The following is a 14,544-nucleotide window of genomic DNA, read 5'->3' as shown; positions in this document are numbered from 1 at the left end:
GACTAAGTCTGATAAATTAACAGCTAATAACTTCTCAAACTTTTATTCTTGACTGTATTCTACAATACTAAAAATTTTATCTCTATAAGTATCAAGTTTTTAGTATTTTAGAAAACTTTATAAAATAAGACTGTTAACTTTTATTTATTGTTATTTTATCAAAGCTATCCTAGAAGAGCCAATATTTTGACTGAGTAATCACTTTAAATATATCTACAAGCAGCTCCTCTCTGACGATGAGTCATCCTATAGACCCTATGATGGATTCAATAGAAATATCGGTCGTTGTTCCTTTATATAACGAAGCACCAAATATTGACCAGCTTTTTAAGCGACTGTTATCAGTTTTAGACCAATTAAATCTGACTTATGAAATTATTTGTGTTGATGATGGAAGTCGAGATAATACCCTTACGAATTTAATTGATTATCATCAACGTTATCCCAAAATTAAAATAATTGGACTATCCCGTAATTTTGGCAAAGAAATCGCCTTAACCGCCGGTCTCGATTATGCTCGAGGAAAAGCTGTTATTCCCATCGATGGAGATTTACAAGATCCCCCAGAATTAATTGGAGAACTGATTGCCAAGTGGCGCGAAGGATATGATGTCGTTTATGCTAAACGGCGATCACGTCAAGGAGAAAGTTGGCTTAAACGCTTTACAGCCGATATGTTTTACCGAGTGATTAGTAAAATGAGTTGTGTTCCTATTCCTAGAAATACTGGAGATTTTCGACTCTTGGATCGGCGAGTGGTCATGGCTTTTAAAAAAATCCCTGAACGAACCCGTTTTATGAAAGGGTTATTTGCTTGGGTAGGATATAAAGAAACAGCGATTTTCTATGATCGTCCTCCTCGTTACCAAGGACAAACTAAATGGAATTACTGGAAACTCTGGAATTTTGCTATTGATGGAATTACATCTTTTAGTATGGTTCCTTTGAAGGTGTGGAGTTATGTTGGGGTATTGTTATCTTTGTTCGCTTTTTTCTATGGATTATTTTTAATTGTCTGGACATTGGTTTCAGGAGTTGATGTCCCTGGCTATCCATCTTTAATGGTGACCGTTTTATTTTTGGGCGGAATACAATTAATTAGCCTAGGGGTAATTGGAGAATATTTGGGTCGAGTTTATGAGGAAGTTAAAGAACGTCCTCTCTATCTTGTGCGAGATTGTTATGGTTTGACTGTTAATAATGAATAAGTCACGAAGTTAGAAGTTAACACGCTATAAGTAGTGCAACCTGCACTGAATAAGTTTTAAGAAAACTTGAGAGATTTGAAAAATTTTAAAAAATGAGCCCTAAGTATTTCTGTCCTCCTTATATAACAATCGTGTCCGGCATTTTCCAAAAGTACTTAGCCGGAGTCGGGCATAGATTTAAGCAACTATTCTGCTTAACTAACGGGAATACTTCGATTGTCACTTCCAAAAATTGCTAATATTGGTAATTTAACTACAGTTAATTGTACTTTAAACTTAGAAATTCTAACAGGATCAACAACCACAAATTTTCCTAATTTTATTCATAGTTAACAACTATTGCTAGACTATAACTTCCACTCATAGACAGGGAAACAACCACAGAATAATATTGCCATAGTTAGGTAACTTAAGAAAAATAACTTGAAATTGATTGCCTGAAAACTAATTATATGTAAGGATAAAATGGTTAATTTCTTATATTTACCTGCCTCAATATACTGGATTTTAGTTCCCCGAATTGAGACAAGGTGGAAATTCATCATTAATCTGATTGTTATCTCAATGGTCAAGCTAATTAACAATTAAAACTTTGACTGTAACTTACATCAATTCAAATGCTATTTTATTCATATTTGTACGGAAAACACAGAGAGGAGTTTTCTCCTTAAGAAATCATTAGCATTGAATCTGTTATCCCAACACCGTACTTCAGATTAATCTTAGTTGATGAAACTAAGAACGCCAAGATTTCCATCTAAACTGACTTGAGTTCCTACAGGTAAAGCGGCATTTTCTCCATCATGGCCGAAAGGAAGATTTGATACAATGGGAATGTTGAGATCTCCAAGACGATCACGTAGTACTTTATCTACTGTCCAGCTTGAGCTAGATTGCGGTAAGTTACATTGACTAAATCGTCCCAAAGCAATCCCTTTAATCCCTTTAAATGCTCCCATTAACCGCCATTGAGTCACAAAACGGTCTACACGGTATGGGGCTTCTCCCACTTCTTCTAGGGCTAATATGACCCCATCTAGAGATGGTTGTAAGGGAGTTCCTAGTAAGTGAGTAGCGACGGATAAATTCGCTGGAAGTAGGGTTCCTGTCGTTTTCCCACCTCCCCATCCTAAACCTTGGAGAGAAGGTAACAGTCCTTTTTCAAGGTAATTAAATAACCGTTGAACTGACCAGTGAGGTTCAGCTCCCAAGGTAGTTAAAACGGGAGCATGAAGACTAGCAATCTCTTCTTTTGCTAAACTCCACAATAATCCCGTGATATCAGAAAAACCAATCATCCATTTTGGTGATGAAGCCGAAACAGAGTTCCATTGCCAGTCTTCTAGCAATCTGGCACTTCCATAGCCTCCCCTAGCGCAGACAATGGCTTTACATTGGGGGTTTTCCCAAGCTTCTAATAATGCTTGTCGTCGTTGAGTATCGGTTCCAGCTAAGTATCCTTCGCTGGTGTTCCAGTGACTTGCCAATTGAATTTGATAGCCCCGTGATCGCCAGATTTCTAGTCCTTTTTCAAATGCAGAAAATTCTTTTAGCCGACCACTGGGAGTGATAACTTGTACTAAGTCTCCTGATTTTAAAAGAGAAGGGAGTTTCATGACATCATCAAATAAATAGATAATTATTAATTATCTATTTATTTGGTGATGTTGTAGGAATTTGAAGAGAAATATGATTCAATTGGAGCAATTATGAGTTCTGAGAAAATAATATAAATAGAGTTGTCTAACTTAAAATCAATTAAGCTAACTATAAATAATCGTATATATTAATTAATTATTACAAAATTTTTTCTGACAAACTTTGTTTAGTTTGTCAGAAAAATACGATGATTTCTCTAAGAGATTATTCTGTATGTTTTTATTTTTTAAAAAATTTTTTAGGGTAAAATTAAGTAAAAAATATTAACGTTTTTGGGGTTTATTTGAGTATCTATTAACAATTATTTTGATTACTATTTTATTTTTTGTAGCTGCCATAAAAACTGTTATTACTACTAATATTAATTAATTATTATTTTTAATAAAATTTAATACTTTTTATTAAATAAATTTTGAATAAAAAGCTGATGATTAAAAAATATTAGATATTAATGCCCAAGTGAATAAAAACCTTTAAAATAACCTATATAAATAGGGGTAATTAATCCGTCAGAATTAGAAATAGTAGATAAATATTATTCAAGAATTTAAGGAACGAGTTCATATATTTTATGAGGAATGAAGGTTATGTAATAGGATTTAGGATATTGGATAGTAATTTATTTAGTTAAATAAGATTCAACCGGTATAAGTTGCAAAATTTTATTTTTTCTTACGTGTCCCATATATACAAAAGTATAAATCTTATTATTGTGTAGTTTATAAAAACTATCGTTATTAAGTTTATTGGAGTTATAATAAAATTGTTATATATAAAAATATTACTATATGTTAAATATACTTAATTTTCTAGCTTAATCAAGACTAAGTACTTGTTATTTAGCTCTTAAAAAATATTAATCACAATTTTTTAAAAGTTACTAAATGAATATTTTCTTGGGTAAAGGTAGCCACTGTATTTACTTTATTTTATATATAGCTTCCCTCACAAAATATATATTTTAGTTAAAAAAACGATTTTGTTTACTAATACACTGATGACAATTCTTGGATAAACCACTTGATATAGTTAATATTATAGGTAATTGTAATATACAGCTACCAAGATTAAGTGTCACTAGATTAAAGAAACACCGTACACTTAACTTTTAAATTCCAGTAACAGAAACGCATTTTTAAAACCCATATACTTTTTAGAGCAGCAAGGTAAAAGTTAAAAAAAGTTTATAATTGAGACTTTTAATAAAGTTAATGCGCAACTTTTGCAAGGGTTTTTATAAAACTGATAACAGGTTTATAAATTTTATTTAGCCAAGTATTTAAGTCTACTTTTAAAAAAAAAGAAGTGTTTAAAAATAAATATTTTATTTATATAATTAAGAATATTATATTTTTTTAAAAAAAGTGGTTTATAAATAAAGTATTTAAAATATTTTTTCGAAAAAAGAATTTTAAAAGATCATGAATTAATAATACATAAAGATGATATTTATTACTGGAAAAATTAGATGCTTTTTTAGTTTTTAAGGCTAAAAAATAGAAATAAAATACCTTAAACAAAAAAGATTTATTTACAAAATACTCTCGGAATTTAATAAACTGAAAGAAATATATCTAGAAGCTAAAACAGATATGTAGGTTTTGATAAATATATAAGAAAAAAGAGTTGAAGTTCCAGACAAAACTGTCTGCTATAAATAGTCATATAATTATAAATTTGTAACCCTATTAACAGGAGAACTTTTATGGAACAAGATTATAAAAGTGAATATAAAATAACTGAATTCAGTTGGTGAATATTTAACTAAAAACATAAAGATATCTATATTTTTTCCCAAAAGATAATGCCAGATGGCGCTATAGTAAAAAGAGAAAGATTATTTCAGGGATTTTTAGAGAGTATTTCCTAATTTACTCTTCATGATTACAGTTCCTAGAAAGATAATGGACGTTACTGTATGAGTTTTAAGTTAATGAATATTTTGCAAGAAACACAATAAAAAATTATATATTTAACCAATAATAATGAGTTAAATTTCCTATATTTTTCCGGGAGAGTATAGAAATCATATTTAGTATGACACCATTCTAAAGTACCTCCTATGGTAAAAGCATGAAAATAAAAGGAGGAGTAACTAAAATAGTTTTCACTACCCCTAAAGTAAACAAAACTACTACTGTCTTCTGTAACTACATTTTTCTCGCTGCAACAGTAATGTTGAGGAATTCCGCATTAGTGAAAACTTTCATGTCTCTTGAATGCAAAATACAACAAAATAACCTCGATAACTACGGACGTTACATGAGTGGTTGTTTAATAACTTACATTCAAAAACGGCGAGAAACTAATGTAATCAAATAAAATAAAAATAAGAGTTTGAGACTTAACACTCTAGACACATAAACACGAAGAAAATAAAAGGTTTATAGCTAAAATAAAAATGATTAATCTCTATAAATTTTAAGTAAATCCTGATAATGGTCGATGCGGCGATCACGTAAATATGGCCAAATGCAGCGTACAGTTTCCGAGTATTGTAAATCAATTGTAGCTGTAACTACTTCTTCTTTATCTTCACTTGCATGTGCTAAAATTTCGCCTTGAGAACCCGCAATAAAGGAATTACCCCAAAAAAGAATTCCTTCAGTTTTACCACTGGTATTAGCTTCATATCCCACACGGTTACAACTAATGACAGGAATACCATTAGAGATAGCATGGGCGCGTTGTGCAATAATCCAAGCCTCTTTTTGTTTGATTTGCTCGTTTTGGCTATCTCTAGAGTCCCAACCTATCGCCGTTGGATAGATTAGTATTTGCGCTCCTTTCATGGCCATCAACCGTGCTGCCTCGGGAAACCATTGATCCCAACAAACCATGACTCCCAAGAGTCCTACAGAGGTGTTAATTGGTTCAAATCCTAAGTCTCCAGGGGTGAAATAGAATTTTTCGCAAAAACCAGGGTCATTAGGGATATGCATTTTCCGATATTTTCCTGCAATTTTACCATCTTTATCTAAAACAACTGCTGTATTATGATACAAACCGGTTGCTCGTTTTTCAAATAAAGAAGCAACTATTACTACCCCTAATTCTTGTGCTAGTTGCCCTAAAATTTGGGTAGAATGACCAGGAATAGTTTCTGCTAAGTTAAACGAAGAAAAATCTTCTGTTTGACAGAAATAAAGGCTTCTGTGGAGTTCTTGCAAAATAATCAATTGAGCATTTTTTGCAGCTGCTTGCAGAATTCCCTGACTACTTTTTTCTAGGTTAATATCTAAATCTTCTGTGTTGCTGTGCTGGACTAAGCCGACTTTTAGGGAATTAATCATAATTGACTAAACAAAAATTTTCTGATAACAATCTTAACCTCTTGATAGGCATCATCTACCCTACACTTAAAGTTTTAGTTTTGCAGTTTTGTAACGTGAGTTCGACAAGAAGTTATGAAGAGAAAGGGAAGCAGCAGCTCTTATGCTATAAGTATAACTTATTGAGATTTGGTGCTATGTCCTAGATGATTATATTCCCGTACTATTTGTCACAGACCCACAACAGAGAAGTGATAAAAATTAGTTTAATGATTCTACTTTGATAAAAGTTTATTATCTTTTTGACAGTAAGCATACAGAATTTTTGAAAAATTAGATTGGATGGAACCAAAATTCTGTGGGATAGCATTAGAAATTCAAACTACATTTAATTATAATTAACTACGGTAAATTTAAAATTTTTTAGTCAACTCAATACAGTATAAAACACCATAAAAACATATTTATTAATAAAATTGATAGAATTTTGTTAATAAATACTTAAATTAATTAGATACAATCAACAAAAACAAAGCAAAAATTATTAATTTAAAGTAATAAAATCATCTCTTTTAGACTTAGTATTTTAAATTAGTAATTAATGGCTTACCCAGCTTTATTTTTTATTATTTGTTGATCATAACTCAGCTAAAAATAACACTATAACTAATTAATATATATTGCTTAATTATTTAAGCAATCCTTTTGGAAGTTGCATACTAATACAATGTAATGAACCAAATTGATAAATTAAAGGCAAACAATCTATCCCAATTATTTGATAACTAGGATAAGCTTTTTGAACTTGTATTAATGCTGTCTTATCTGATTTATCTCGATAAGTAGGAACCAACACTGCACCATTAATAATTAAATAATTTGCATAGGTAGCAGGAAGTCTATTCCCTTGAGCATTGTACTTATGTTTAGTCCAAGGAAGGGAAATTAAATTATAATTTTTTGCTTCCTCTGTTTTTAAGTCTTTTAATTCAGTTTCAAGTCTTTGTAAATCTTTATAATGACTATCTTTTTTGTCAGAGCAAGTAACATAAACAATGGTATTATTAGGAGCAAAACGAACTAAAGTATCAACATGACTGTCTGTATCATCTCCTTCTAAATGTCCATGTTCTAGATAAATAATTTTTTTAGCTCCTAATTTTTTTAGTAGTATTTCTTTTATTTGTCTTTGAGTAAATTGAGGATTTCGATTAGGATTTAGCAGACAAGATTTAGTAGTTAAAATTGTTCCTTTTCCGTCTGAATCAATTGCTCCTCCTTCGAGAACAAATGGGATAGATTCAGTTTTTACTTCAGGATTAATTACTTTATTGATGAGGTGACTATTAATTCTATTGTCAAGATGATGTTTATACTTATTACCCCAGCCATTAAAAAGAAAATTATTGATTTTAAGCTTATTTTGTGAGTTTACTAAAGTGATAATTCCATAATCTCTTATCCAAATATCATTAGTTGGAGCGATCATAAATATTACCTGTTCTAAGTCTATTTTATGTAAAATTAGCTGATTTTTAACCTCATACTTGAGGATAGAATCATAAACAATTAAAACTAACTTTTGACGTTGGGTAATTGCTTGACTGATTTTAAGATAAATCGGATACACCTGTTTTAGGAAAGGAGCTATGTCCGTATCTTGATGAGGCCAAGTTAACACTACCCCATCCTGTTCATACCATTCAGCAGGAAGTGAATACATCTTGTTACTTTTTCATAAACCTTTTTTGTAAATCAAGATAAGAGAAACATTATTCTTGTTCGATTTTATCTTTTTATGTTAGGGTGAAGTAAAAGTTTAATTTTTTTATCTAAAATAGCCGGTGTTCGTTAAAATCAACTAGAGTAAGAGAACATAGATTTATTGGAACTTCGATCAAACATATTTAAAGTTTATTTTAGTAATGTAAAGGGTAATAGTATTGTAGCTTTCTTATCTATTTCAGCAACAAGCCGTTTAAATCTACAAAAACCTACTTAAGAGTTTAATTAATGAGTAAAGGAATAAAAACAGATATTTATAGAATAGATTGCTAAAAATAGACAATAGAATGAGCTTAAGCCTTATGCACAGGAATATGTCAGGACGCTAGTTGATATTGTACTGGCTATAACCTAATTTTTTTGACGACTTACCTCTATAATCTTAAGGAATTGCTCCTCGACATTTTTTTTAGGTTTTAAATCCAAACCTTTTTAACTTGGCGCTTCTACATCATTCGGTTTAGTGTAAACAAAATATTTTTAAGCTTGATGAAGACATTTATTTTGTAATCAATATATTTATCTTTTTTGTAAAATTATCTTTGCCAATAATACCATTATTGGCGAAGATAATTTTCCTGTTCTGAAGTTTTGGCGTTCAATAAACATTAACAACTCTCTATCTCTTAACCTTTAGAATTCTTTACAAAACTATATGCCATAGCTATAGTATCTCTACGATACTCTTCCGCAAGGGTGATCAACGAATGCTGATAAAAGGAGTACTCAATAATGAAAATTCTAATTACTGGTGCAATGGGGTTTGTCGGAACTAATCTTTGTTCTCAACTTCAAGCACAAGGACACGAAATAGTCCGTCTCAACTCTAAAAACTGCGATCTCACTCAAACTGACTCGTTACTCAATTTTAACGATCACAACTATGATCAAATTTACCATTTAGCTGCCTGGACCCAAGCAGGGGATTTTTGTCTCTACCATCCAGGGGAACAATGGATTATTAACCAACAGATGAATACTAACATTCTCATATGGTGGCAGAAATACCAACCCCAGGCTAAATTCATCTGTATGGGGACAAGTTGCGCTTATGACCCTCATTTACCCTTATTCGAAGAAAATTACCTCACAGGGATACCTATCAGCAGTTTGTTTACTTATGCCATGACTAAACGAATGCTGTACGCAGGTTTATTAGCTTTAAACAAACAATATGGTCTAAAATATCTCTGTTTAGTTCCTTCTACCCTTTATGGTCCACGATATCACACTGATGGACGACAGATGCACTTTGTTTTCGATCTAATCCGTAAGATAATTCGGGGGAAACTTTATAGCGAACCTGTGGTCTTATGGGGAGATGGAACCCAATTACGGGAATTGGTCTTTGTTGAAGATTTTGCTAAGATTACCACCCAACTAGCTGCTACCATTGATAATGACCTAATTAACATTGGCGCAGGGAAAGAATACACTATCCGACACTTTGCCAAGCTAATCTGTAGAGAAGTTGACTACGACTTCAATCAAATTGAATTTGATACCTCTCGCTATGTAGGGGCTAGGTCTAAGTGTTTAGTTGTTGAAAAACTTAAGGAATCTTTACCCAATTTCAAGTTAACTCCATTAGAATTAGGGTTAGCTAAAACTATAGAGTGGTTCTGGCTCGAACAAGGAAAACTTATTCCGGCTAGGTAAGTAAGTTAAGTGAGGAGTAACGGTGAGTTATTATTGGATTCAACATAGGCTCAAAAGCCTAGAAGAAGCGTTTAACCACAAATATTGTCTTTCAGTTGAACAAACAATCAGTTTAATTGCTAGACAGTTCCGAAATGGACATAAATTACTGATTTGTGGTAATGGCGGCTCCGCGGCCGATGCTCAACACATTGCGGCTGAATTTGTGGGGCGGTTTCAACTGCATCGTAGAGGTTTGCCCGCAATTGCCCTAGGAAGTAATCTGGCAACTTTGACTGCTTGGGCTAATGACTACGAGTATGAAACAATCTTCTCCCGCCAAGTGGAAGCTTTTGGACAACCAGGGGATATTCTTTGGGGACTTTCTACGTCTGGAAAGTCTGCCAATGTGGTGCGTGCTTTTGAGATGGCTAAAGATATGGGATTGGTTACTATAGGAATGGCGGGAAATAATGGTGGGATGCTCAAAGAAATGTCAGATTATCCCCTTTTTGTAAAACAACACCACACCCCCTATATTCAAGAAATTCACCTAATGACCTATCATCGAATTTGTGAGCAAGTGGAAGCGCAGTTGTTTGCTAACGCTGGCTTAGAAGGCCAAATTGCGGTTTGACATCTGAAATGAAATGGTGGATTATTCAACCAATACTTCTCATACACATTTCAATAAAGCCCTATTTCTAGATAGAGATGGGGTGATTGTTAACTACGTCCCCTATTTAAGTAAACCTGAACAAGTGAAGCTTCCTTCTGGTGCGGGGGAAGCTTTAAGACAATGGCAAGATGCAGGTTATTTACTGATTATAATCACTAACCAAGCCGGAGTTGGTAGAGGATATTACAGTTTGCAAGATGTTGAAAAGGTTCACTGTTATATTCAGCAACAATATAGCTATTTTGGGGTATTCTTTACTGATATTTTTGTTTGTCCCCACCGTCCCGATGACAAGTGTTTTTGCCGTAAACCTTCTCCTGAAATGTTGATTAATGCATCTAACAAACATCACATAGTTCTGTCTCAATCTTTCTTTATTGGTGATGCGTTTAGTGATTTAGAAGCTGCTATTAGGGCTAATTGTAAACCTATTTTAGTTTTAACGGGACGGGGACTAGAGACAGTAAAAAAATTAGCGCAATATCCGATACAAATTAAAGTCTTTAAAGAATTGTTTGAGACAGTTAAACTAATAAATTGACAGTAGTATTGTAAATTTTGTTGACGAAAAAACAACAGAATACGAACAGTTAATTTTGTATTGTCTTAATACAACAGTTATTTCTAATGAGATAATATTTATTAATGATTAAAAATCAGGAAGAGTCTTCAACACCTATATTAGTTTCACTAATTCCTAATTTAATGGAAGGTAAAGGACACATTGTTCCCTATCATCAAGCGGTTAGTCAAGCGGTTTCTAAGTTAGGCTGGAAACATTTAGCTGCTATTCCTTCTAAGTCAAAAGTTGGTGATGTACTTGCAGAATGGGATGACTGTTTAAGCAATTTTGATCTTGAAAAAGAAGGAAATTTTTGGCAAAAAATTTTAAGGTTAACTGGAGTTTTTTATTTAGGGACGACAACAGCCAAATATTTACGAAATAACGTTATTTACAAATCAGAATTATCTATTGTTTTTCTCGAAAGATTTATTCACTTACAATTGCTTGCCTTAACGATTGCTTTATGGCTAGTTCCCACAAAAAATTTATCAGTTTGGCTACTATATCGTAGAAATACTCATAAAGATAAAACTAGATACGTTTATAAGTTTCTCAATTATTTGATCAAGAAAAGTCTACCAGCAGGTAACTTAAAGTTACTAACAGATAGCGATTTATTAGGTCAATCTTTATCTAATTATTTTCAAGAACATGTTACAGTAATTCCAATTCCTCATACTGAAATTAAAATTTATAATTGCGATATAAAAAATAAGTTGCCTGGAATTTTATGTTGGTGGCCAGGTTTTCCTAGAGAGGAAAAAGGATGGAATATTATTAAAAAGTTAGTTGATAGCAATCTAAAAAACAGTGATGAAATTTATCTAGTTGCAGCAAAAACATCTAATTTAAAAGTAACTAAAGGAGGAATTAAAGTTAAATTAATTCAAGATAAATTAACAAGAAAAGAGTATAATTATTGGCTAAGTGTTAGTGATGTTATTTTATTACCCTATGATTGCCAGTCCTATGGAGAAAGAACGTCAGGAATTTTTACTGAGTCCATCATTGCTGGCAAAATACCTTTAGTAACTGATAAAACTTGGATGGCTTACGAATTGCTTAAATATGATTTAGGTGAATTAATTATTAATTGGGAAATTCCTGAAGAAGTATTCATCTCTATTCTTAGAATAATTAAATATCCCAATATAAAAAATAAAATCAAGGCAATGCAAAACAGCTACCTAAACTATCATTGTTTGAATCGCTATGCTGAAGTTATGCAAAAGATAATCAACCATAAATAATGTTTAAAGTTTGTCTTGATGGAACACCGCTTAGGGGAAAACTTAGTGGAATTGGGGTCTATGTCCTAAATATAATAGCATCATTGGCTAAATTACAAGAAATTGAACACTTTGAGCTAGAAATTTACTTTCATCCTTCCGTCAAAAATTGGTTGTTGAGAAATTTTTCCATCCCTCATTTTTTAACTTACTATTCTCAAGTTTCTATCTTACCTATTCCTGTTACTATTGCTGATGTGTTAGCAAAATATCCTAATTCTATCTTGTCACATTTTGAGGGCTATTTAAATAAACCTAATATTATTCATGGAACCGATCATTATGTTTATCCTTATCCCAAAAGTCGTAAAATAATGACTATCCATGATCTAACTTTTCTTAAATATCCTCAATATTCTACTACCCTTGTTCAAGGATATTTAGAAAGAATTAAACGCTGTTTAAAATGGACAGACTTGATTATTACTTTTTCTGAAAGTACTAAACAGGATATTATTGAATATTTTAATATTAGTTCTGAGAGAATTAAGATAACTTACGAAGCAAGTCGTTACTCTTCTAATGAAATTAAATTTGATAAGATTGAGCTTCTCAAAAATTCTATAGATTATAATTTGTCTATTCCTTATTTTCTGTTTGTTAGTACTATTGAACCCAGAAAGAATGTGATTGCTTTAATTAAAGCGTTTGACTATTTAAAGAAACAACATAAAATTCCTCATAACCTCATTTTAATTGGTCAAAAGGGATGGAAGTATCAATCTAGTTTTGAAGCAATAAAAAATTCAAAATACCAACAAAGTATCTATTATTTAAACTATTTACCTGATAAATTATTAGCTTTCTTCTATGCTCAAGCTGAGGTTTTTATTTATCCTTCTTTTTATGAAGGATTTGGCTTACCTGTTCTAGAAGCAATGACATTAGGGTCCCCCGTAATCACTTCTAATACTTCATCCCTTCCTGAAATTGCGGGAGATGCAGCATTGTTGATTAATCCAAATGATTTCCTAGAATTAGCCGAGGCTATTTTAAAGGTGATTAGTGATTCTCAGTTAAGAAAAGAATTAACTAAGAAAGGAAAAGAAAGAGCAAAATTATTTTCTTGGGAGAAAACGGCACAAGAAACTTTTAAAGCTTACCAATTAATTAATTAATGGTTTATTGATATGGCAAAAAATTTGTTTATTAATCTTTCTATGTTGATGTCTAAACCGACAGGCATTACTATTTATGCTGATAGCATTTTTCCTTACTTTACAAACCTAAATCCTACATTATTAATAGCCCAAAATAATTATAACTTTAATTGCTATTTAATACCTAAAAATTTAACTTCAGAACAAGGAACTGTAGGTCATTTTCGTAGATTATTATGGACACAGTTTAAGTTACCAAAAATCTATAAAAAATTAGAAGGTTCATTATTATTTTCACCAGTTCCTGAAGCTCCATTGTACACTAACTGTCAATCCGTCGTCATGGTACATGATTTAATTCCATTGCGTTTCCCTAAAAAGAACTCCCCTCTAACACCTTATTTCAAGAATTACATTCCACAAGTTTTAAAACAAGCTAGACATATTCTTTGTAATTCTCAAGCAACAGCGACAGATATTATTGATTTTTTTGGGATTTCTGCTAAGAAAATAACTCCTATTCTTCTTGCTTATAATTCAAATCATTTTCGTCCGTTAAAATTTAAAAAAAAAATAAGATCCAAGACTAGTTTACCCTATTTCCTTTATTTAGGTCGTCATGATCTCCATAAAAATTTATCCCGTTTAATTAAAGCATTTGCAGGAATTAGGAATTATCAAAATTATGAACTTTGGTTAGCGGGGCAAACAGATAAACGTTATACCCCCAAATTACAACAACAAGCAACTGAATTAGGAATAAGAAATCAAATTAAATTTCTTGATTACGTTTCCTATAATCAATTGCCTATTCTATTAAATCAAGCATTAGCATTAGTATTTCCTTCTTTATGGGAAGGATTTGGGTTTCCAGTTTTAGAAGCAATGGGATGTGGAACACCTGTGATTACTTCTAACTCATCTTCTCTCCCTGAACTTGCAGGAGATGCGGGATTATTAATTAATCCTTATCAGGTATCAGAAATAACGGATGCAATGGAACAAATTATCAATGATGATGGGTTACGATCACAGTTAAAAACTTTGAGTTTACAACAATCTAGTCAATTCAGTTGGCAAAAAACTGGAAATTCCACTTTAGAGGTTTTAAAAAGATTTCTTTAAATACTAGATTGATTATTATTTTTATATCTGAGGTACTTTTTCATATCATTAGTAATTTTTGTTCTTTTTTAGTATTTTTTAAAGTTAGCCTGACAATTCTCTAAATTAATTTTTACATTAGTTTAAAAATTACATCTATTTTGAGATAGATAGCTCTCTCTATCTGGAATTAATTTAAAATAGTTAAGCCAAGATAAATGCCAATTGTTGTTACGTTAATTTTT

The 14,544-nt window shown here is 31.7% G+C and carries 11 protein-coding genes; 8 read left to right on the top strand and 3 right to left on the bottom strand.

Annotated features, from left to right (window positions below; all coding sequences use genetic code 11):
* Positions 1 to 236 precede the first annotated feature (236 nt).
* Entirely contained in the window at positions 237 to 1,208 is a 972-nt protein-coding gene (locus tag ETSB_RS03735; RefSeq protein WP_044106376.1) for a glycosyltransferase family 2 protein, read from the top strand.
* A 722-nt stretch (positions 1,209 to 1,930) separates the two neighbouring features.
* Here the strand turns inward: ETSB_RS03735 and ETSB_RS03730 are convergent.
* Positions 1,931 to 2,824 carry a S66 peptidase family protein gene (locus tag ETSB_RS03730; RefSeq protein ID WP_044106374.1) on the bottom strand — a complete coding sequence of 298 codons (894 nt, stop codon included), beginning with the start codon at positions 2,822 to 2,824 and terminating at the stop codon, positions 1,931 to 1,933.
* Between the two features lie 2,116 nt (positions 2,825 to 4,940).
* On the opposite strand from ETSB_RS03730, the gene ETSB_RS09205 reads away from it, so the two are divergent.
* On the top strand, positions 4,941 to 5,189 hold the full coding sequence (locus tag ETSB_RS09205; protein WP_084220185.1) for a hypothetical protein: 249 nt from the start codon (positions 4,941 to 4,943) through the stop codon (positions 5,187 to 5,189).
* Positions 5,190 to 5,272: 83 nt separating this feature from the next.
* Here the strand turns inward: ETSB_RS09205 and ETSB_RS03725 are convergent, their stop codons facing one another.
* Both ETSB_RS03725 and ETSB_RS03720 read right to left on the bottom strand, forming a co-directional pair.
* Positions 5,273 to 6,160: a carbon-nitrogen hydrolase gene (locus ETSB_RS03725; protein WP_044106373.1), complete on the bottom strand. Its 888-nt coding sequence runs from the start codon at positions 6,158 to 6,160 to the stop codon at positions 5,273 to 5,275.
* Between the two features lie 667 nt (positions 6,161 to 6,827).
* Positions 6,828 to 7,862: an agmatine deiminase family protein gene (locus tag ETSB_RS03720; protein ID WP_044106371.1), complete on the bottom strand. Its 1,035-nt coding sequence runs from the start codon at positions 7,860 to 7,862 to the stop codon at positions 6,828 to 6,830.
* A 794-nt stretch (positions 7,863 to 8,656) separates the two neighbouring features.
* Here ETSB_RS03720 and ETSB_RS03715 point away from each other — a divergent pair.
* From ETSB_RS03715 to ETSB_RS03690, 6 genes are all read left to right on the top strand, one after another.
* Positions 8,657 to 9,583 (top strand): NAD-dependent epimerase/dehydratase family protein, encoded by a 927-nt coding sequence (locus ETSB_RS03715; protein ID WP_044106369.1) that lies wholly within the window; start codon positions 8,657 to 8,659, stop codon positions 9,581 to 9,583.
* A gap of 22 nt (positions 9,584 to 9,605) precedes the next feature.
* Entirely contained in the window at positions 9,606 to 10,199 is a 594-nt protein-coding gene (gene gmhA, locus ETSB_RS03710; protein WP_044106367.1) for a D-sedoheptulose 7-phosphate isomerase, read from the top strand.
* Between the two features lie 13 nt (positions 10,200 to 10,212).
* On the top strand, positions 10,213 to 10,782 hold the full coding sequence (locus ETSB_RS03705; protein WP_044106365.1) for a D-glycero-alpha-D-manno-heptose-1,7-bisphosphate 7-phosphatase: 570 nt from the start codon (positions 10,213 to 10,215) through the stop codon (positions 10,780 to 10,782).
* 104 nt (positions 10,783 to 10,886) lie between these two features.
* Entirely contained in the window at positions 10,887 to 12,056 is a 1,170-nt protein-coding gene (locus ETSB_RS03700; RefSeq protein WP_044106363.1) for a glycosyltransferase family protein, read from the top strand.
* Positions 12,056 to 13,213, top strand: coding sequence for a glycosyltransferase family 4 protein (locus ETSB_RS03695; protein WP_044106362.1), 1,158 nt, complete (start codon positions 12,056 to 12,058; stop codon positions 13,211 to 13,213). The genes ETSB_RS03700 and ETSB_RS03695 overlap by 1 nt, the downstream gene beginning before the upstream one ends.
* 12 nt (positions 13,214 to 13,225) lie before the next feature.
* Positions 13,226 to 14,320, top strand: a complete 1,095-nt coding sequence (locus tag ETSB_RS03690; RefSeq protein WP_044106360.1) for a glycosyltransferase family 4 protein — start codon at positions 13,226 to 13,228, stop codon at positions 14,318 to 14,320.
* Positions 14,321 to 14,544 lie beyond the last annotated feature (224 nt).

The organism is cyanobacterium endosymbiont of Epithemia turgida isolate EtSB Lake Yunoko, from assembly GCF_000829235.1.
Classification (GTDB): Bacteria; Cyanobacteriota; Cyanobacteriia; order Cyanobacteriales; family Microcystaceae; genus Rippkaea.
Note: the sequence above shows the minus strand (reverse complement) of the source record. Positions and strands in the feature narration are given on the sequence as shown.